Genomic DNA, 19,870 nt, shown 5'->3' with positions numbered 1-19,870 from the left:
GCTACCCGGAGATCCGTGCGGTGCCCACTGCGGTGCCCCAGAACGTCAGGGACATCAGCAGATTCGCGATCACAGTGACAATGATCGACATCCTGATCGCCCGGCCCGCCGCGACACCGACACCCTCCGGCCCGCCGGTGGCAAAGAAGCCGTAGTAGCACTGGATAGAGACCGACAGCACCACGAGCACGACCAACTTCAGGACCGAATAGAACAGATCTGTCGGGACCAGGAAGATTTCGAAGTAGTGCCGGTAGGTGCCGTGCGTGACATCACCCAGCACGCTCACCGTCAGCTCGGTGGCGATATACGAAACCGACAGTGCCGCAAGGTACAGCGGCACCGCGACCACACCGACGGCGATCATCCGGGTGGTCACCAGATACGGCAGCGGACGCACGGCGATGGATTCGAGCGCGTCGATCTCCTCCGAGATACGCATGGCGCCGAGCTGCGCGGTGAACCGGCAACCCGCCTGCACGATGAAGGCCTGCGACGCCAGGATCGGCACGATCTCCCGGGTGCCACCGAGCGCTGCGATCGATCCCGTCACCTGCCCCATACCGAGCATGTTCAGGTTGCTGAACGCCTCGATGGCCACCGTCATACCACCGAACGCACACATCACGACCATCACGCCGACGGTGCCGCCGCCCGCGACCAAAGTGCCGTTGCCCCAGGTCACATCGGCCGTCAGGCGCCAGACCTCGCGGGAGTAATACCGCAGCGTCAGCGGGACCGCCAGCAGCGACTGGACCAGGAATCGGATGAGGTGTCCGACCCGAGCGAGACCATGGACGGGCGCCACGGCAAGACGCTTGGGCCGCAGCACCGGGGGTGTGTAGGGAGCAGCCATGATTTACCCCAATTGGGTTGGGAAGAGGACGTTGTAGATCTGCGAGATAAGGACGTTCGCGCCGAACAGCACCAGGGCGGACTGCACCACCGCGGCATTCACCGCGTTGGCCACACCGGCCGGCCCGCCGCGGGCATTCAATCCGTGATAGCCCGCGATGATCGCGGTGAAAAAGCCGAACAGCGCGGATTTGAACAGGGCGAGCAATAGGTCATTGGTGCTCGCGAAGCTGATGAAGGCGTGCAGGAACGAGCCTGCGGTGCCCTGCTGGGCGTAGACGAAGAAGCCGTAGGTCGCGGCGAAGCCGACGAAAACCACGAAACCGCAGAGCATGATGCTGACGAGCGTCGCGGCCACCAGCCGCGGACCGACCAACCGTTGCAGCGGGTCGACCGCCATGGTGCGCATGGCGTCGATCTCCTCGCGAATGGTGCGCGATCCGAGATCGGCGCAGATCGCGGAGCCCACCGCGCCGGCGATCATGATGGAGGTGACCAACGGGGCGCCCTGTTTCACCACCCCGATGCCCACCGCGGCGCCGACGAACGAGTCCGCCCCGACCTGCCTGATCACTAGACTGACCTGCAACGACACCACGACACCGATCGGTACCGCGACGATCATCGTCGGAATAGCCGAGACGCTGGACATGAACGCGCACTGCCGCAGGAACTCTCGCCAGTTGAATCGTCCGCGCAGCAACGCGATAACGACACCGACGGTCAGTTCATGCCCCATCGACAGCTGTCGCCCGAAGGTGTCCATGGCACGCCGGGGGTGGTCGTTCCAGAACTGTTTCGCGGCGGTGGGCCTTCCCCTGCGTTCCGGCGCGACCGCCTTCGGGTCGGCCCGACCGGGTGCGCCCGGCGTCGGGCCGCCGGCCGACGCTGGTGCCACGGATTGATTCTGCATACTCACACCCGATCACCTACCTTGAGTCTTAAGTAGACTCCCAGTATGTGAGTAGGCTCCCAGTTTGTCCAGCATGTATCCGGGCGTCATGGAATTCGGCGGGCACGGCCAGCACGCAGCGGTCATCCACCGACGATCAGTCGCCGCCGAGCAGCACAAAGAATCGCGAGGCCGCGCCGAACAGAGGGCATAGCGGCCTTGGCAGCCGAGCTATCTCGGCGTCAGGAAGTTCAGAAAGGGTAGGTCGCGGGGCGGTGTTGCATGGTGATCCACCGGGTTTCGGTGAACGCCTCGAGGTTGGCGGCGGTGCCACCGAATCGGCTGCCCGTACCGGAAGCCTTGAATCCGCCGAACGGGGCGACGGCTTCGTCAGCGACGGTTTGGTCGTTGATATGCACTATCCCGGTGGGGATTCGGTCGGCGAGGGCCAGCCCCCTGGCCGCGTCGGCGGTGACGATGCCGAGGCTGAGCGCGTATTCGTCGGCGGCGGCGAGTCGTACGGCATCATCCACGGTGCGGAACGACAGGACGGGTGCGACCGGGCCGAACACCTCCTGCGCGTACGCGGGCATCGTCGGCGAAACACCGGTGAGCACGGTGGGGCGGTAGAACAGCTCGCGATAGCTGCCGCCCGCCGCCAGGTCGGCGCCCGCATCGACGGTCGACGTGACGAGGTGGTGGATCTTGTCGCGCTGGCCCGCGTCGATGACCGGGCCGAGCGCAACCTGTTCGGTGGCCGGGTCACCGACCGGGAGCGCGTCGGCCTTGGCGGCGAGCAACGCGATGTAGTCGTCGACGAGGCTCTCGTGCACCAGATGACGGCCGGTCGCCATGCAGATCTGGCCCGAGTGCAGGAAGGAACCCCACGCACCGAGCCCGGCGGCCGCGTCGAGATCGGCGTCCTCGAGCACGATCAAGGCCGAATTGCCGCCGAGCTCCAGGTGCGCTCGCTTCAGATGGCGCGCGGCCAGCTCGCCGACTCGGCGACCGACCGCGGTGGACCCGGTGAACGAGATGACGGGCACCAGCGGATCGGTGACCAACGCCTCGCCGATATCGGCGCCACCCGGCAGCACGTGCAGCACACCCTCGGGTAGCCCGGCCGCTTCGAAAATCCTGGCCAGCGCCACTCCCCCGGACACGGCGGTGCGTGAATCCGGTTTGAGGACAACGGCATTGCCGAGCGCGAGGGCGGGCGCGACCGAGCGGATAGACAGGATCAGCGGGAAGTTGAACGGCGCGATCACCCCGACCGTGCCGACCGGAACCCGGCGGGTCATCGAGAGTCGGTCGTATTCGGTGGGCAACAGCACGCCCATCGGTGTCGAGGCCAGCGCCGCCGCCTCGAAGCATTCCTGTGCCGCCGCATCGGTTTCCACGGCCGCCTTGGCGGGAACCGATCCTGTCTCACGGATCAGCCAGTGCTGTATGTCGGATGCGTACTGCTGGAACAGATCTCCGGCACGCCGCAGGACAGCAGCCCGTTCGTGGAACGGCTGGGCAGCCCAATCCCGTTGGCTCGCAGCCGCGGACCGGGTCGCCGCGGTCAGGTCATCGACCGTGGCGATCCCGATGCGCCCGAGCTCGGCTCCGGTGGCAGGCTCGACGACAGGTGCGGTGACGGTGGCGTCACGCCAACCGTTGCTGAAGATCTTGCCTGCCCACGTCGTCGGCTCGAGCAAGTCTGTTCGGGTGGGCGTGGTCATGATCAGCTACCTCGGTATCGGGAAGTTCTCGTTCGGGGTGCCGTTCAACGCACCGTCCATAGTGTCCTTCCAGATGTCGGCCGGTAGGCCCGAACCGTAAATCATGGCGCCGTTGGCATTTCGTAGTCGCTCCCCCTGTGCGGTGCCGACCCAGACCACGGTGGCCAGCGACGGGGTGTAGCCGACCATCCAGGCGTCCTTGTTCTCGCCGGTGTCGCCCAGCTCGACCGTGCCGGTCTTGGCCGCGGACACGCGCGCACCGGCCAGATCGTGGGCGCGCGACCAGGATGCGATCGGGCGCATCGCCGCGGTGACATTATCGGCCACGGCGGCGTCGACTCGCTGCTCGCCGGACACCGCGCCGCGGTCGAGCAGCACCTGGCCGTCGGCGGTGACCACCTTCTGCACGAAGTGCGATGCGTGATAGACGCCGGAGGCGGCCAAAGTGGCGTACGCCGAAGCCATGTCGAGCGGACGCACCGCGTACTGGCCAGCCACTACGCCGAGGTTCGGGCCGGAGCCGTCCGGCTCGGTGAGCGACTTGCCAACGCCAGGAACAGTTTCCGGGATGCCGAGCTTGTGCGCCATAGCGGCGACGCGCTGCGCACCGTCGTTGCCCATGTCGAGTTCCATCCGAAAGAAGCTGGTACGCAGCGACCGCTTCAGCGCCTCGTCGATCGGGCAGATACCGCACTGCTCGCCCTCGTCATTGACGATCTTTATGCCGTGCACGTCGAGCGGGCCGCTGTCATAGGTCGTCGACAGTGGCTTGCCGAGATCCAGGTTCGCGGCGAGACCGAAGGGATAAAACGATGATCCAGGCTGCTGGCTCACGTTGGCGAAATCGTAGCCGCGGCCGTCGGATCCACCGACGTATGCGCGCACCGCGCCGGTCCGTGGATCCACCGAGACCACCGCGGTACGCCGGGACTCCGGCTCGCCCCCGGTGTTCTTGGCCACGGCGGCAACGGCTGCTTGCTGGGCTATCGGATCGATGGTCGTGGTGATTTTCAGGCCTGCGGTGTCCAGCTGCTGTTCGCTGATCCCGGCGGCCAAAAGTTCGTTGCGGACTTGGTTTTCGATCAGTCCTTCCGGACCTTCCTGCATTGTCTGCTGCTGGGCAGACTCGGCCGGAATGACCGGCGGGAATTGCGTTTTCGAACGGCTGGCCGCGGCTAATCGGCCGTTCTCGACCATTCGATCCAGCACGGAATTCCAGCGGAGTTTCGCGCCCTCGGGGTTCCTGTCCGGGTCGAGGTCGAATGGCCGGTCGAGCACTGCGGCAAGGACCGCGCCTTGCGCGACGCTCAGCTCGGTTACCGGCTTGTCGAAGTAGGCCGCGGCTGCGGCATCGATGCCGAATGCGCCGCGACCGAAGTAGCTGACGTTCAGGTAGGCGGTGAGCAGGTCGTCCTTGCTCCACTGCCGGGCGATTTTCGCCGTGGTCACCAGCTCGCGCATGCGGTTGCTGAGCGAGGGCTCGTTGCCGGTCAGCACATTCCGGACGAACTGCTGGGTGATCGTCAGGCCACGGCCCGAGCTGTCGCCGCCGAACAGCTTGTCGCGCAGACCGCCGGCGAGACCGGAGAGTGAAAAGCCCGGGTCGGTATAGAACAACGGGTCCTCGGCCGCGATCACCGCATCGCGCACGTGTATCGGGATCTGCGCGAGGGTGACGTCGGTTCGGTTGCCCGCCGGGGGGATTATCTTGCTCAGGACGCTGCCGTCGGCGGCCAGAATGGTCGCCACCTGAGGAGACTTCAGCTCGTTGGGTGAGGGCACCGGGATCACGGTGTAGCTGATCGCGAAGGTCACGGTCGGCACGAGGATGGTCAACAGCAGCACCAGGTAGAGAACCCGGCGGAAGGCGCGCCACGGCGACGTTTTCGTGGCCGTCGGTCGGTGGCCACCGGCGCGGTCGCCCGCCGGTCGAGTTGGCTTGTCGGTCGATTCGCCGTCGGGCGTAGTCACAACTCGGGTCTCCATCGCTCCTGCTCACGGCCCGCAACACCGCGCATGCGCGAAAGACGTTGCAGGTCACAGAAATGTAACGCGGCCGCCCGTCGGCGGCGAGCCCCTGTCGCTGGTGAATGATGCGCTGCTGATGCGCTGGTGATCGACCGCGACAGGGTGGTCTACGACGCAGACGATCGCCGAACAAGGTTGGGCATCAACCCTGTTCGGCGATCGAGTCGGCGTGATCGACTGACTACAGTCCACCCGCCAGCGCGCCGAGGCCTTCGCCCAAACCGCCGAGGCCGCCCAAAGCGTCGCCGGCACCGGCGAGTCCACCCAAGGCGTCTCCGGCCTCGCCGAGTCCGCCGAACGCGTCGCCCGCGCCGCCGAGTCCGTCCAGCAGGTCGCCTAGTCCGCCGAAGGCGTCGCCGCCACCGGTGAGCGCCCCGAGCCCGTCACCCGAGTCGCCGCCACCGTTCCCGAACCAGTCGAAGCCATCGGAGGACGCGTCACCCGCGGCATCGCCTGCGTCGTTCGAGAAGATGTCGCTCCAGGAGTCCTCGAGCGAATCGCCTGCGCCGTCGGCGGATTCGTCCGAACCCTCGCCCAGCGCGTCCTCGGACGAATCGCCACCGTCACCCGAGGAGTCGTCCGAACCCTCGCCCCACGGGTCTTCGGCCGAATCGCCTCCGTCGCCGGCGGACTCGTCCGAACCGTCACCCGACGGATCCTCGGACGAATCACCCTCACCATTCGAAGACTCGTCCGATCCGTCGCCCGAGGGGTCCTCCGACGAATCGCCCGCACCGTCCGAAGACTCGTCCGAACCGTCACCCGACGGGTCCTCCGACGAATCACCTTCGCCGTCCGAAGACTCGTCCGAGCCGCCACCCGAAGGATCCTTGGACTCGTCGTCGCCGTCCGAAGGCTTGTCGCCTCCGTCGGAGGGCTTGTCCTTATCGCCACCGCCGGAAGGCTTGTCGCCGCCACCGGACGGCTTGTCCTTATCGCCACCGCCCGAGGGCTTGTCCTTGTCACCACCGGACGGCTTGTCCTTGTCACCACCTGAGGGCTTGTCCTTGTCTCCCCCGGACGGCTTGTCTTTGTCCTTCTCCTTGCCTTTGTCTTTGTCCTTGTCTTTATCTTTGTCCTTGTCGGAGCCGTCGGACGCGCCGAAATCCTGCGTCCAGTACGGGGTGCCGTCGCCGCTCTTGGCGTAGCCGACACCGATGTCCTTGAGCCCGCAGTTCAGGATGTTCGCCCGGTGCCCTTCGCTGTTCATCCAGGCGTCGACGACCTCGGACGCACTGGTCTGTCCCTCGGCGATGTTCTCGGCCCAGGTCTGTGCCTTGTAGCCCGCCGCGCTGATCCGGTCGCCCGGATCACCTTTCGACGAGTTGTGGTCCAGGTTGCCGCTGGCCGCCATGTCCTTGGTGTGGGCCTGCGCGGCTTCGGTGAGATGCTCTTCGGATTTGAGAGCAGAGCAGCCGGCTTTGGTGCGTGCGGCGTTGGTCAGGCTGATCACCTCGTCGGCGGGCGAATCGGCCGCCGACGCCGAAGGAGCTCCAGCAAACGTCACAGCAAAAGCTGATACTCCGAAAGCGGTGGACAATGTGAGCATTGTTGCCGGCGAAAGTTTCCGCGGTGCACTGTGCTTACCCATGAAATGCCTTCTTGTTGCTGGTTGGCGGCCGTGCGTCGCTCTGAGATCAGAGGGCGCTGCCGGAGAGCAGGCCGAGCAGCGGCGCCGCCGCCTTGCTACCGGTGGCGGCGCTACCGGAAACGGCCGTGCTGCCGGTGCTGAGCGCCTTGGCCAACGGCGTGATGGCGGCACTGCCGGTGTTGAGGGTCTTCGCCAACCCGGCGAGCGTGGCGCTGCCGCTGTTCAGCAGCTCCAACGGATCGGCCGCGGGCTTGTCGGCCGCGGGCTTGGCCTTCGGCTTGGCGCCGGGCTTCTTCTTCTTGGGCGGCGCGGCATTTCGGCTGTGCTTGCCCGCTCCATTCGCGGCCAGTACCCGCTTCGCCTTCGCCGGTGTCGGCGCGGCCACGTGGTCGCTCGGGTTGGCGGTGGCGGTGGTCGTCGTTTCCGCGACGGCCTGTCCCGCTCCGGTGTGCGCCGAGACGCCGAGGCCGATCAAGGTCGCCGTCGACAGAATCGCCAATCGGGCCGGGATCTGGTTTTTGCTAGGTGCGCTGTGCTTACCCATGAGACGCTTCTTTCGGAGTTGGTCGATCGCGTGGTCGGATCGCCTGTCCCCCAAAGGCACAGGCTCGGTGCTGCCGAGTCGAGCTACAGGTCGGGACCTACCGATCGCCGTTGGTCGGGTGGCCTAGCTCGCCGGCGCCACCAAATTGTTGATCCCGCGTTCGAGGTTAGAACTCAGCGCAGCAACCCACGACTCGTAAGTCGAATTCTAAAATCGAGTTGAGGGCTGATTAACAGCGACACAGGCGATCACGGTCTGATCACACCCCGATTACATCGGATCACGAACGACCCCGCTGGGCGGTGGACCAAGCCGCGCTCGCGTCCGGTGTGCACGCTGCCGCGCGCCCGTCGACCTGACCACCAACGCAGCGCAGCCCGGCGATCAGGGACGCTGATCGCCGGGCTGCGGAGTGACGACCGCTACCGGAACGGCGGCTCGTTGAAGGTGCGCAGCTTGCGCGAATGCAGCCGATCTCCCTCGGCGCGCAACAGTTCCACGGCCCGGATGCCGATCTGCAGGTGCTCCGAGATGGCCCCTTCGTAGAAACGATTCGCCTGGCCGGGCAGTTTGATTTCACCGTGCAGCGGTTTATCCGAGACGCACAGCAAAGTACCGTAGGGCACCCGGAAGCGATATCCCTGCGCGGCGATCGTGGCGCTTTCCATATCGATGGCGACCGCGCGACTCAGGTTGAAACGCAAGGCGGACGCGGAGTAGCGCAGTTCCCAGTTCCGATCGTCGGTGGTCACCACGGTGCCGGTGCGCAGCCGCTGCTTCACCGCTTCGCCCGGCATGCCGCTGACGATCTTGGTGGCGTCGTACAGCGCCCGCTGCACCTCGGCGATGCTGGGGATCGGAATGTCCGGCGGCAGCACCGAATCCAGCACGTGATCGTCGCGCAGGTACGCGTGCGCGAGCACGTAGTCGCCGATCGCCTGGCTCTCCCGCAGGCCGCCGCAGTGGCCGATCATCAGCCACGCGTGCGGGCGCAGCACCGCGAGGTGATCGCAGATGGTCTTCGCGTTCGACGGACCGACGCCGATGTTCACCAGGGTGATGCCGCGCCGATCGGCGGAGGTCAGGTGCCAGGCAGGCATCTGATGTTTCTTCCAGGCCAGATCCGAAGTTGTTGCCGCGCCTAGGGTTTCGGCGGTGATCACGGTGCCGCCCGGACACGAGAGGCCGTCGTAGGGGCTGTCCGGGTCGGCGATCTGCTCGCAGGCCCAGCGCACGAATTCGTCGACATACCGGGTGTAGTTGGTGAACAGCACGAACGGCTGGAAGTGGTCCACCGGCGTTCCGGTGTAGTGCTGCAAGCGCGCCAGCGAGAAATCGGTGCGCAGCGCGTCGAAATGGCTGAGCGGGAAGGTGTCGATGGCGTTGAAGATGCCGTCGGCGGTTTCGTCACCGATGCTGGCCAGATCGGTGGTCGGGAAATACCTGGCCATCACCGCGGCCATCGAGCTGTCCAACGTGAGATCGGCGCGATCGATCACGTAGGGAAACGGGATCTCCTGCCGGGACGGCGAAACCTCGATGCGCACCTCGTAGTCCCGTTCGATCATCTCCAATTGCTCCGTCAGGTAATGGCGCAGCAGGTCCGGGCGGGTGATCGTGGTGGCGTAGCTGCCCGGCCGGGTGAACCGTCCCCACGCGCGCGAGCGGTTCTTCGGTGGCGCGGCGCCATCCCAGCTGATGCGCAGTTCGGGATAGACGAACAGGCCTGCGTCGCGCGCGGCGTCGTCCGGCACGGTGCCGTTCTCGACGAAGGCCCGGATCGCCTCGCGCAGCGCGTCGACGGAGCGCTGATAGTGCGTTTCCAGCTGATCCAGGGCCTCGGCGCTGGTCAACGAACTGGCTGGTGGCCGATTCGGCATGGGTCTCCCTGCGTCGCGTTCGGAAGTTGTCGCAAGAACACCGTATTTCACCGGGCCTGTGGGGGCAGCTGCCGCATTGCGGAGCGCACCAATTCCAGTATCTGGGGCCACTTTTCCGACTCGGGGTCGATGAGGTCGAAGTGGTGGGCGTCCGGTAATACCAGCGATTCGGCCGGGCTGTCCTGGCTCAGCGCGACCGGGACGGTCTGATCGTTGGTGCCGTGCACCAGGAGTACGCCGGGTGGGCGGGGCGACAGGCACACTTGGGGGTCGAGGTCGGCGTATCGGCGCGGGTGCTGTTCGGGAGCTCCACCCATCCATGCGGTGACTGCGTGATCGCCGAGGTGCAGTCGGGATGCGCGCGCTAGATCCGCGACCGGCGCCAAGGCGAGGACTGCGGCCTGGCGCTGGTACGCCCGGGTCAGCGCCAGCATCCCGCCCGCGGAGTGGCCGACCCACAGCACCGGTTCGGCCAGGCGCGACTCGAACAGGTCCAGGTCCTCGATCGCCACCGAGGGATTCCCGGGCACCCGCCGGTATTCCAGCAGCACGACCCGCTGCCCCGCCTTCGCAAGTGCGCGTGCGAACGGCCTGGCATGGGTTCGATCGATGGTGGGCCGAAAGTAGCCGCCGTGGATGTACACCAGCGTTGGTCCAGGTTCGCCGAATACTTCGATCACCTGGTCCGGGTACGGGCCGTAGGAGGTGACGGCGCCCATGTCGCCGGTCTGCCGCTCCAAGCGGTCGACTGCTGCTCGTTCCTGCCGCTCGAAACCCTGGTGATCGGTCAACGGTCGCCCCTTCTCTTACGGGCAAATTAGCAAAGGTGCGACCCATGGCCCCGTCGAACGCGCTCGAGGTACATTATTTGTACGCGTACTAAAACTTTAAGGGGGCGCGATGACCGCGATCGACGTTGCCGTGACAGCGGAGCAGTCCACACCCGTATCGAATGCCGCTTCCACAGCGGGACAACGCATTTCGGACCTGCTGCGCCCGCATGCGGCGGGCTTCGCCGCGGTGATCATCCTGCAGGTCGTCGGCGCTGTCGCCGGTCTCGCGCCGCTGCTCGCGGTGGTCGAACTGGGGCGAACACTGTTGTCGCCCGGCCCGATTGCGCACGGTCACGTCTGGGCCGTCGTGATCGCCGGTGCGGCAGGTATGTTCGTGCGGCTGCTGTGCACGGCCGCGTCGGCCGGCATCGGGCACATCGTCGACAACCAGGTGCAGCTGTCGTTTCGCAGGCAACTGGCCGAGCGGCTCGGACGGGTGCCGATCGGCTGGTTCTCCCAGCGCCGCACCGGCGAGCTGGCGAAAGTAATCGGCGAGGACGTCAGCACCGTGCATCCGTTCATCGCGCATGCGCCCGGCGAGCTCGTCTCCGCATTCGTGGTGCCGCTGCTGTCGCTGGTCTACCTGTTCACCATCGACTGGCGGCTCACGCTGATCACGCTGATACCGGTGGCGCTGGCGATTGCCCTTGTCCCGCTGATGATGACGCCGACCCGGCAGCGTGAGCAGCAGGAGTTCGATGCGGCCATGGGGCGGATCGCGAGTTCGGTGGTCGAGTTCGTGCAGGGCATCTCGGTGGTCAAGGCGTTCGGCGGGTCCGGGCGGGCGCACAGCAAATTCCGCACGGCCGCCGACGATTTCGTCGACACCTTCGTGCACTGGGTGCGCGCGGTCTCCGCGATCGCCGCGGGGATGCAGCTGGCGCTGTCGCCGCCGTTCGTGCTGCTCGTCGTGTTGATCGGCGGTACGACGCTGATCACGAACGGCTCGATGGCCCCGGCCGATCTGCTGCCCTTCCTGCTGCTCGGGCTGGGACTGACCGCGCCGGTGGCGGCGCTCGGCCACGGCTTCGACGACCTGCAGGCCGCCGGGCGTGCGGTCGGGCGGATCAAGGACGTGCTTGCCGTGACGTCACTGCCGGAGGCCACGCATCCTGTTGCGGCACAGGGACATCGGGTGGAACTGCGGGACGTCCGCTTCGGCTACGACGCCGAGCACGAGGTGCTGCGCGGGATCGACCTGGTGCTCGAGCCGGGGACCGTCACCGCGCTCGTCGGCCCTTCGGGGAGCGGAAAGTCCACGCTGGTTCAACTGTTGCCGCGATTCTTCGACCCGACACACGGTTCGGTGCTGCTCGGCGGGGTGGATCTGCGTGAGCTCAGCAGCCGGGAGCTCTATCGGACGGTTTCCTTTGTCTTCCAGGATGTTCGGCTGCTTCGCGCGTCGATCGCGGACAATATCGCGCTGGCGGTGCCGGAGGCCGACCGCGATGAGGTGGTTCGCATCGCGAAGCTGGCGAATATCCATGATCGGATTCTCGAGCTGCCGCGTGGATACGAGTCGGTGATCGGCGCCGACGTCAAGCTGTCTGGCGGTGAGGCACAACGCATTTCGATTGCGCGTGCCCTGCTCGCCGCCGCGCCTGTTCTGGTACTCGACGAAGCGACCGCCTTTGCCGACCCACAGACCGAGCGCGCGGTGCGGGACGCACTGGCGACGTTGGCGGGTGATCGGACAATCCTGGTGATCGCGCACCGGCTGGAGACGGTCGCCGACGCCGACACGGTCGTGGTGCTGGCGGACGGCGTGATCGTCGAGCGTGGCAGGCCCAGCGACTTGCTCACGCAGCACGGAAAGTTCGCGGAGTTCTGGCAGTCGCACCGATCCGCGCTCGGCGATGAGATGGAAACCCGAGTACGGCAAGGAGATTCGATCCGATGATTCGAATGCTGTTGCAGGTGTTGGGGCATGACTATGCCAGGACGATGCGGCGCACCATGGCGCTGATGACGATCACCGCAGTGGTCGAGGGTTTGTCCTACGCATTGTTGGTTCCCGTGCTACGGGCACTGTTCGGGAGCGATCCGGCAGAGGCTCGGCCGTGGTTGATCGCGTTCGGTGCCGCGGTCGCGGGGTACGCGGCGTTGCGTTACCGCAGTGATCTGTCCGGATTCCGGGTCGGGGCAACGATGTTGCGCGGGATGTATCACCGGCTCGGCGATCATCTGGCCCGCTTGCCGATCGGTTGGTACAGCGCCGATCGGGTCGGCGAGGTGTCCGTCATGGCCAGTCGCGGTCTGCTGCAGGCGATGAGCGTGTCGGCGCATCTGCTGGCGCCGTTCATCGCCGCCTGTGTGACACCGCTGACGATCATCGTCGTGATGTTCGCCTTCAATTGGCAGCTGGGGTTGGCCGCGGTGGTCGCCGTCCCCGTTGTCGCGGTGGTGCAGATCTGGACGGGCCGTTCGATGGCCGCTGCCGATGCGGAGAGTGCCGAACGTGGCCGCGAGGCGTCCGGGCGGGTCATCGAATATCTCCAGGCGCAGCCGGTGCTGCGGGCAGGCGGTCGGACGGGCGAACGGTTCCGACTGCTTGATGATTCCTTGCGGGAAGCTCAGCGCGCGGCCCACCGTTCCACGCTGTCGGCGGTGCCCGGGGTGGTGGGGCTGACGCTCACGGTACAGGCCGTGTTCACCGGGCTACTCATCCTCGGCACCTACCTCGCGGTCGGCGGAAACATCGGCGCGGCAGAGGTTTTGGCGATCCTGGTGCTCACCGCCCGCTGTGCCGATCCACTGCTTTCGCTGTCGGATATCGGCGGCAAGCTGCGCGGCGCGCGTGCCGAGTTGGCGCGGCTCGACGCTGTCTTGCGCACCGAGCCGCTGCCGGAACCTCGCGTCCCGATCGCGCCGGTCGACCGGGATCTGCGGTTCGAGTCCGTCACCTTCCGGCAGCACGACCGCACCTTGATCGACGACCTGACGTTGTCCGTGCCGGAGGGACAGCGGCTCGCCATCGTCGGACCGTCCGGCGCGGGCAAGAGCACCCTGCTCCAATTGCTCGCGCGGTTCTACGACGTAGACGCCGGTGCGGTACGGGTGGGCGGTGTCGATGTGCGCGCGATCAGCACCGAGGTGCTGATGCGCCAGATCGCCATCGTTTTCCAGGACGTTTACCTCTTCGACGGCACGATCGAGGAGAACATCCGCCTCGGCCGTCCCGACGCCGACGACACCGAGGTGCGCGCGGCCGCGACCGCCGCCCGGCTGGACGAGGTGATCGAGCGACTGCCCGGCGGCTGGACGACGCATGTCGGCGAGGGTGGCGCACTGCTGTCCGGCGGTGAACGCCAACGTGTTTCGATCGCAAGGGCCTTGCTGAAGGACTCCCCCATCGTGCTCCTGGACGAGGTGACGTCCGCACTGGACCCGGTGAACGAGGCGGCCGTCCACGACGGAATCGAACGCCTGATGTCCGGCCGGACAGTGGTGCTGGTCGCGCACCGCCTGCGCACCGTGCAACGCGCCGACCACATCGTCTTTCTCGACGGCGGCCGAATCATCGAGCAAGGCACCCACGACGAACTGCTGCGCCGCGGCGGCCGCTACGCCGATTTCTGGGACATCGCCATGGCGCCCGTCGCGAGTGAATGAGTCAGACCGTGCGGGCCATCAGGATGTCGTCGACGTGGGTGCCGTCGATGAGGAATTCGTGGTGGAGGGTGCCTTCGATCTGGGGAGTCGCTTTACGAATGTTCACCATCGCCATGCGCTCCAGTCTGCCTGGTGCGCGGTGGATTTCGCCGGGCCGAATGCCTCAGTCGGTCGGCGAGTGCTGTGACGAGGTCGCGGAGCTCGTTCGGTCGTTCGATGACGAACGGCAGATCCAGGGACGCGAGCACGGGTGGCAACCAGTCGAGGCGTTCGGCGCGCAGTTCGACGCGGGACCAGTCCGAATCCGATGACAGCTCCGTCACGATCGCGATGCTCGCGGGGAGTCGGGTGCGAATCTGCTCGGTGGTGCCTTGGATTCGGAGAGTCACCTCGTGCCGGTAGGGCGCGGTCGCGAGTCCGGTCAGGACGCGCGCTGCCGGGTCGAATTCGGCGGGCGGTTCGAACGAACCGGGCAGCGTGCGTGCGGCGGTGATGCGATCCAGCCGGAATGTTCGGTCTTCGTCGATCGCGGGATCGGCGCCGGTCACGTACCACCGACCCGAGTGTGCGACAAGTCCGTACGGGTGCAGCGTGCGTTCGGTGTGCCGCCCGTCGGCTGCGGTGTATCTGATCGAGATCGGCCAGTGCCGGCGGACCGCATCGGCGATCGTGAGCAGAACCGCGGTCTCCGGAGCGGTCGTCTCGCCGGGCGTGGCGGTAAAAGCGAGCGAGCCGAGCACCGCATCGAGTCTGCGGCCGAGCCGTTCCGGCAGCACCCGTCGAATCTTCGCGGCCGCTGTCTCGCTCGCCGATCCGGTACTCGTCAGCAATCCCGCGCGCCGACCCGCAACCAGGCCGAGCAGCACGGCCAACGCTTCGTCATCACTCAGCATCAGCGGCGGCATTCGATAACCGGCGGCAAGCCGGTAACCGCCATAGCGGCCGCGCACCGACTCGACTGGCACATCAAGGTCGAGCAGGTGATCGACATATCGACGCACAGTGCGCTCGTCGACGTCGAGCCGGTCGGCAAGTTCCGTCACGGTCCGGGTACCACCCGCCTGCAAAAGCTCCAGCAGCGCGAGCACACGGGCAATAGGCCGGGACATGACGTAAGTCTCTCTCAGATACCGGGCGGCTTCTGTCCGGTATCAGCCATACCGTTCGGTCAAGAGCACCGACCGACCAGGAGAGCACCCATGAACTTCGTCTCGATCCGCATCATCACCGCCGACATCACCCGCCTCGTCGACTTCTACGAACGCGCCACCGGCCTGCCAGCACATTGGTCCACCGAAGACTTCGCCGAACTCACCACCCCGTCGGCCACCCTCGCAATCGGCAGCACCCGCACCGTCCCCCTTTTCGCACCCGACTCCGCCCACCCCGCCGACAACCACAGCGTCATCATCGAATTCCTGGTCGACGACGTAGACACCATCTACAAAAACCTGACCTCCTTCGTCACCGACTTCGTCAACGAACCCACCACCATGCCCTGGGGCAACCGCGCCCTCCTCTTCCGCGACCCGGACGGCAACCTCATCAACTTCTTCACCCCCGTCACCCTCGCAGCCATCGAAAAGTTCTCGCGCTGAGTCGATTTCAGCGATGGCTGGGCGGCGGGATCGCACCTGCCCCACCTGCTCGTTGAGCAGGATCAAATGGTTGTTCGCGGGAATCGAGCAGGGGCATATGGTCGTTGGTGAAGATTACGTAGCGGCCATATGACTCTGCTCGATCCTCCGAAAGCTCCCGTCAGGCAACTGCACCTGCCGCTTAGACTCACGGTGTGTACGTTCCATGCTCGGTCTTCCGGCGAACTCCGCTGGAGCGAGCAGACGAACACTTGTCATGGCATCGGGACGATCAGTCCTTCTTCGCCGCCGGTGCGTGCCACATTCTGGCCTACGCGTTCCTGGAGATCCATCCCGGCGAGTTCCGCCCAATCGGGCTGTGGCCGAACGGAGCTGATGATCCCTGCCACGTCTATGCCTCCGACGGTCGATGGGCTTTCGACCATTGCGGATGGACGCTGGAGTCGGAGCTACTCGCAGTCTCCCAGGCTGCTGAGCCCTGCGAACCGCAGCCGATTCGGGCAGATCTCGATGAACTCTGCGCCAGACACTGGCACCGGGCTCGGGCCGAGTTCGCGCACGACCCGTGGCATCGTGCGCACGAATACATCGCGCGATTCATCGATCCACGAAATTGACACCAGTCGAACGCTGCCGCTCAGCGGCCGACGGTCAACTGCTCGTGGATGATTCCGCGCGTTGGGCGTCGGCCGTGTCAGCGGACGGCTGCGTGCGAGCCGTCGATCGGTGTAGGGCTATGGCGGTAACTGCCAGTAATACCACGGTCAGCCAGAGGTAAGCGTTGCGGTAGAGGAGGCTTGGGCGGGCTCGGTCGGCGTAGTCGAAGATGCTGACCAGGGTTGGGTCGTAGAACGTGAGGATGCCGCTGGAGACGACCAGTGCGGTTGCCAGGAAGCCGAGGGGGGCGAGGAGGCCGCGGCGGCGCAGTGCCAGGTCGGCCAAGTAGATGAGAAGGGGTGCGAGCCAGACCCAATGGTGTACCCAGCTGAAGGGTGATACGGCTGTCATGGTGACACCGACGCACACCACGGCGGGTAGTTCGTGTCCGGTTCGGGAGAGTCGCCGGGCCAGGTATAGGCAGAGGGCGGCCATCGCGGCCGCTCCGGCCAACCAGAGCAACTGATGTGCGCCTTCGACACCGACCGAGCGCGCGATCATGCCGCGCAGCGATTCGTTCGACAGGTTCGCGGGTATGCCGACGCGTTGCGGGTCGATGAAGGCGCCACTCCAGTACGTCAGCGAATCCTTCGGCAGCACAGCGAAACCGATGACCACGGTCGCGGCGAACGCGCCCACCGCAGTTGCCGCGGCCCGGTAGCGGCGGGTGACCAGCAGGTAGAGCACGAAGAAGGCCGGGGTCAGTTTGATGCCTGCGGCGATACCCGTCAGCACACCCTTCCAGCGCGACGTGTCGGGTAGCGCCATGTCCACGATGACGATCAACAGCAGGAAGATGTTGACCTGACCGAAGGCCATGGTCATGCGGATCGGCTCGCACCACATCAGCAGTCCGGCGACCGCGACGGCCGCGATGGCCAGTCGTCGATCCCGCCGGTAGCCGAGCATGGACAGCGCCACCCCGCAGGACGCGGCCAGCATCGCGAAATTGCCGAGGCCGCCGACGAACGTGTACAGGTCGCCGTGTATCCAGCGCAGCGGAACGAACAGCAGTGCGGCGAACGGCGTGTAGACGAACTCCCACACGCCTCGGGTGTTGCCGAGCAGCGGACTGTCGTACACCGAGACGTGATGGCTCACCCGATCGCCGGCGATCTGATAGACGCTCAGGTCGATCAGATGCAGCATCACCTGTCGATGCTCGAGCACCTGCACCAGGTAATACCCACCCGCAACGACACCGGCCAGCACGATCGACCACCACACCAACGGCGCGATGGTGCGAGGCTCATTCGGCGCGGGGGCGGACATTTCGATGTTCTCGATCGTCGATGTCGACAAACTCAACTCCCAGCTATCCGACTCCGTGCGCGCCACCCCACGCTAGCGGCGACCGAGCGCGCTTTCCAGCGCGGCCGCAACTGGGCATACCCACGGATGTCTCCGATACCCGGCCCGCCGCTGGCACGCATCGAATGACGCGGCAGTTCAAGCCGTTTGGTTACTCCATACCAATCAGGTCGTGGCGACGGAGTTCTCGTCGCGGAGTTCGTAAAGCCGCCTTGCACGAACCGGATCATGCGGACGAAACGGTCGAAATCCGCACGGCGTGAGGCGAGGGCGCAACAGCCGAGCAGACCGGTCAGGAATCGAGAAGCGCTGGTCACCGGGCGGCACCTAGCGTTACTCCCATGAACATCAGCACTGATCAGACCACTATCGAGTCCGTCACCCTCGAGGTTTCCGACCTCGCGACGGCCACCGCCTTCTACGACGCCGCGTTCGACCTCGGCGACAAGCTGCACATCCGCGCCACCGACGCACCGACAAACGGGTTCCGCGGCTACATCCTCTCGCTCGTGGTATCGCAGCCGAGCACCGTCGACAGCCTGATCGGCAGCGCGCTCGACGCCGGCGCGGCGACGATCAAGCCCGCCAAGAAGAGCTTCTGGGGCTACGGCGGCGTGATCCAGGCGCCGGACGGCGCGATCTGGAAGGTCGCGACCTCGGCGAAGAAAGACACCGGCCCGGCCACCAGGGCGATCGACGATTTCGTGGTGCTCCTCGGCGTCGACAAGGTCAAGGCGACCAAGCAGTTCTACGTCGACCGCGGCCTGACCGTCGGCAAGAGCTTCGGCAGCAAGTACGTCGAATTCGAGGCCCCGGCGTCGTCGGTCAAGCTGGCGCTGTACGGACGCAAGGCCGCCGCCAAGGACGCCGGTGTCGATCCCGAGGGCGCCGGATCGCACCGCATCGTCCTCGGCAGCGGTATCGGCCCGTGCGCCGACCCGGACGGATTCGTCTGGGAAGCCGGCCGCTAACCGAGGCTGAAGGGGTGGCCCCACAGGGTCTCCGAATCGTCCATCACGTTGTCGTGCACGGTGACCGTCGTGTAGGCCCGGGCTTCGGCGGCGCCCGCGCAACCCTCAACCGACAGTGTGTGATTCACGTACTGGGTGATACCCGAGGTGCCGGTGAAGGAGTAGTCCTCGATCTTCTTGGTTGCTATCTTTCCCGGTTTGAGCTGAATGCTCATCGAGGGATCGGCGTAGGGCGAGACGCCCGACTTGTTGACGGTGCCACCGGCGTTACCGCCCGCGCTGAGACCGTCGTTGCCGCCGCCACCGTCCTTGCCCGGCTTGTCGGGTGTATCGGGTTTCGGGTCGCTCGGGGTATCGCCGCTGCCGTCCGCGTGCGTGGCACTGCCCAGATCGACCTGGCAGCCCACCAGGTAACCGGTCTCGATCCGGCCGCCGCTGACCCTGACCTCGGCGGGCACGGTGAGGTGGATCGACGTCACACCCGATACCCAGGCGTTGCGCGACAGCGGGCTCGCGGCCATCGAGCTGGAGATGGTGGCTTGTTCGCCGGTGCGGTCGACCGCCGCGACGACACCATCGCGAACCGTGAACTGGTCGTGGCCATCAGGCAGCGTCACCGAGGTATCCGCGTGTGCCATGCCGGCCGGGACCAGCAGGAATGCGCACGCCACCGCGGCGCATAATGAACCGCGCATCGCGCCGTTCCTCTCGTTCGATCGCACGCTCAACCCACACTGAACGGGTCGCCGTACAGCATCACTTCGGCTGAACCCTGGTCGTTGGTCACGGTCAGCGCGCTGTATGCGCGGGCCTGCGCGAATCCGCCGCACCCGCTCAGCTGAATACCGCGATTGCGGTAGGCGATTCCGACGGCGCCCGCCGCCGGATCGAGTTTCTTGGTACCGAACTTCACCACCGCCACGGCCCCCGGGCCCAGTTTGATGCTGGGGCTCAATTCCGGTGACACCGAGTCGGGCGATAGGTAGACATCGCCGCCGAGCGACAACCCACCGGACAGATCCACCTGGCAGCCGACCAGATAACCGGTCTCCAAGGTGCCCGCCGTCGCGCCGGGGGCGGTGGCGTAGGCGGTGCCCGATAGCTGTGCCGTGCGGGACATGCCGTTCGCGGCCAGCGACGGCGAGATGATCGCGGTCTCACCGGTCCTGGTCAGCTCCACCGGAATACCCGTGGCGGTGGTCAATGCCTGTTCGCCGTCCGGCAGCGGGACCACCGTGTCGGCGCTCGCGACCCCGCAGCCGAGCATCAGCACCGCCAGCGCGACGCCGATCCCGGCCGCGCCGCGGCAGGCGCCATCAACAACCCTCATCAAACCTCATCCTCGACAGCCGGCAAGAACCGCAAACTTCG

Annotated in this window: 17 protein-coding genes; 5 read left to right on the top strand and 12 right to left on the bottom strand. The window is 66.2% G+C overall.

The features are described 5' to 3' along the window. Window position 1: 1 nt before the first annotated feature. From ABZ942_RS00280 to ABZ942_RS00245, 8 genes are all read right to left on the bottom strand, one after another. Window positions 2–856, bottom strand: coding sequence for an ABC transporter permease (locus ABZ942_RS00280; RefSeq protein WP_357377461.1), 855 nt, complete (start codon window positions 854–856; stop codon window positions 2–4). Between the two features lie 3 nt (window positions 857–859). Continuing rightward, window positions 860–1,621, bottom strand: a complete 762-nt coding sequence (locus ABZ942_RS00275) for an ABC transporter permease (RefSeq protein WP_357379303.1) — start codon at window positions 1,619–1,621, stop codon at window positions 860–862. A gap of 377 nt (window positions 1,622–1,998) precedes the next feature. Next, on the bottom strand, window positions 1,999–3,474 hold the full coding sequence (locus tag ABZ942_RS00270) for a benzaldehyde dehydrogenase (protein ID WP_357377459.1): 1,476 nt from the start codon (window positions 3,472–3,474) through the stop codon (window positions 1,999–2,001). 6 nt (window positions 3,475–3,480) lie between these two features. Next, window positions 3,481–5,322, bottom strand: a complete 1,842-nt coding sequence (locus ABZ942_RS00265; protein WP_357379301.1) for a transglycosylase domain-containing protein — start codon at window positions 5,320–5,322, stop codon at window positions 3,481–3,483. Between the two features lie 361 nt (window positions 5,323–5,683). Continuing rightward, window positions 5,684–7,009, bottom strand: coding sequence for a CAP domain-containing protein (locus ABZ942_RS00260; protein WP_357377458.1), 1,326 nt, complete (start codon window positions 7,007–7,009; stop codon window positions 5,684–5,686). Between the two features lie 130 nt (window positions 7,010–7,139). After that, window positions 7,140–7,637, bottom strand: a complete 498-nt coding sequence (locus ABZ942_RS00255; RefSeq protein WP_357377456.1) for a hypothetical protein — start codon at window positions 7,635–7,637, stop codon at window positions 7,140–7,142. Window positions 7,638–8,059: 422 nt separating this feature from the next. Next, window positions 8,060–9,517 (bottom strand): AMP nucleosidase, encoded by a 1,458-nt coding sequence (locus tag ABZ942_RS00250; protein ID WP_357377454.1) that lies wholly within the window; start codon window positions 9,515–9,517, stop codon window positions 8,060–8,062. Window positions 9,518–9,564: 47 nt separating this feature from the next. Beyond that, entirely contained in the window at window positions 9,565–10,308 is a 744-nt protein-coding gene (locus ABZ942_RS00245) for an alpha/beta hydrolase (RefSeq protein WP_357377452.1), read from the bottom strand. Window positions 10,309–10,417: 109 nt separating this feature from the next. Here ABZ942_RS00245 and ABZ942_RS00240 point away from each other — a divergent pair, with 109 nt between their 5' ends. After that, window positions 10,418–12,250: an ABC transporter ATP-binding protein gene (locus ABZ942_RS00240; protein WP_357377450.1), complete on the top strand. Its 1,833-nt coding sequence runs from the start codon at window positions 10,418–10,420 to the stop codon at window positions 12,248–12,250. Next, entirely contained in the window at window positions 12,247–13,962 is a 1,716-nt protein-coding gene (locus tag ABZ942_RS00235; RefSeq protein ID WP_357377448.1) for an ABC transporter ATP-binding protein, read from the top strand. Before ABZ942_RS00240 ends, ABZ942_RS00235 begins: the two co-directional genes overlap by 4 nt. 92 nt (window positions 13,963–14,054) lie before the next feature. On the opposite strand, the gene ABZ942_RS00230 is transcribed toward ABZ942_RS00235, so the two are convergent. Continuing rightward, window positions 14,055–15,071 carry a YafY family protein gene (locus ABZ942_RS00230; RefSeq protein ID WP_357377446.1) on the bottom strand — a complete coding sequence of 339 codons (1,017 nt, stop codon included), beginning with the start codon at window positions 15,069–15,071 and terminating at the stop codon, window positions 14,055–14,057. 90 nt (window positions 15,072–15,161) lie between these two features. Between ABZ942_RS00230 and ABZ942_RS00225 the strand changes: the two genes are divergently transcribed. Then, a complete protein-coding gene (locus ABZ942_RS00225) occupies window positions 15,162–15,560 on the top strand; it encodes a VOC family protein (protein WP_357377444.1) in 399 nt (132 codons plus the stop codon). A gap of 194 nt (window positions 15,561–15,754) precedes the next feature. Beyond that, entirely contained in the window at window positions 15,755–16,177 is a 423-nt protein-coding gene (locus ABZ942_RS00220; protein ID WP_357377442.1) for a hypothetical protein, read from the top strand. 34 nt (window positions 16,178–16,211) lie between these two features. Here ABZ942_RS00220 and ABZ942_RS00215 read toward each other — a convergent pair whose 3' ends face one another. Beyond that, window positions 16,212–17,519, bottom strand: coding sequence for a glycosyltransferase 87 family protein (locus ABZ942_RS00215; RefSeq protein ID WP_357377440.1), 1,308 nt, complete (start codon window positions 17,517–17,519; stop codon window positions 16,212–16,214). 350 nt (window positions 17,520–17,869) lie between these two features. On the opposite strand from ABZ942_RS00215, the gene ABZ942_RS00210 reads away from it, so the two are divergent. Then, window positions 17,870–18,499, top strand: a complete 630-nt coding sequence (locus tag ABZ942_RS00210) for a glyoxalase (RefSeq protein WP_357377438.1) — start codon at window positions 17,870–17,872, stop codon at window positions 18,497–18,499. Here ABZ942_RS00210 and ABZ942_RS00205 read toward each other — a convergent pair. After that, entirely contained in the window at window positions 18,496–19,194 is a 699-nt protein-coding gene (locus ABZ942_RS00205; protein WP_357377436.1) for an MspA family porin, read from the bottom strand. The genes ABZ942_RS00210 and ABZ942_RS00205 overlap by 4 nt on opposite strands. Window positions 19,195–19,223: 29 nt before the next feature. Beyond that, the gene (locus tag ABZ942_RS00200; RefSeq protein ID WP_357377434.1) at window positions 19,224–19,829 is read right to left on the bottom strand and encodes an MspA family porin; all 606 of its coding nucleotides are present in this window, start codon (window positions 19,827–19,829) and stop codon (window positions 19,224–19,226) included. Window positions 19,830–19,870: the final 41 nt, after the last annotated feature.

This window comes from Nocardia sp. NPDC046473 (genome assembly GCF_040645995.1).
Classification (GTDB): domain Bacteria; phylum Actinomycetota; class Actinomycetes; order Mycobacteriales; family Mycobacteriaceae; genus Nocardia.
This window is presented reverse-complemented; position numbering and strand designations above follow the sequence as displayed.

Bases quoted from the DNA above. Each gene is read 5' to 3' on its own strand.
- ABZ942_RS00240 (WP_357377450.1), top strand. From the start codon at position 10,418: ATGACCGCGATCGACGTTGCCGTGACAGCGGAGCAGTCCACACCCGTA.
- ABZ942_RS00210 (WP_357377438.1), top strand. From the start codon at position 17,870: ATGAACATCAGCACTGATCAGACCACTATCGAGTCCGTCACCCTCGAG.
- ABZ942_RS00275 (WP_357379303.1), bottom strand. From the start codon at position 1,621: ATGGACACCTTCGGGCGACAGCTGTCGATGGGGCATGAACTGACCGTC.
- ABZ942_RS00225 (WP_357377444.1), top strand. From the start codon at position 15,162: ATGAACTTCGTCTCGATCCGCATCATCACCGCCGACATCACCCGCCTC.
- ABZ942_RS00280 (WP_357377461.1), bottom strand. From the start codon at position 856: ATGGCTGCTCCCTACACACCCCCGGTGCTGCGGCCCAAGCGTCTTGCC.
- ABZ942_RS00235 (WP_357377448.1), top strand. From the start codon at position 12,247: ATGATTCGAATGCTGTTGCAGGTGTTGGGGCATGACTATGCCAGGACG.
- ABZ942_RS00200 (WP_357377434.1), bottom strand. From the start codon at position 19,829: ATGAGGGTTGTTGATGGCGCCTGCCGCGGCGCGGCCGGGATCGGCGTC.
- ABZ942_RS00250 (WP_357377454.1), bottom strand. From the start codon at position 9,517: ATGCCGAATCGGCCACCAGCCAGTTCGTTGACCAGCGCCGAGGCCCTG.
- ABZ942_RS00255 (WP_357377456.1), bottom strand. From the start codon at position 7,637: ATGGGTAAGCACAGCGCACCTAGCAAAAACCAGATCCCGGCCCGATTG.
- ABZ942_RS00205 (WP_357377436.1), bottom strand. From the start codon at position 19,194: ATGCGCGGTTCATTATGCGCCGCGGTGGCGTGCGCATTCCTGCTGGTC.
- ABZ942_RS00270 (WP_357377459.1), bottom strand. From the start codon at position 3,474: ATGACCACGCCCACCCGAACAGACTTGCTCGAGCCGACGACGTGGGCA.
- ABZ942_RS00230 (WP_357377446.1), bottom strand. From the start codon at position 15,071: ATGTCCCGGCCTATTGCCCGTGTGCTCGCGCTGCTGGAGCTTTTGCAG.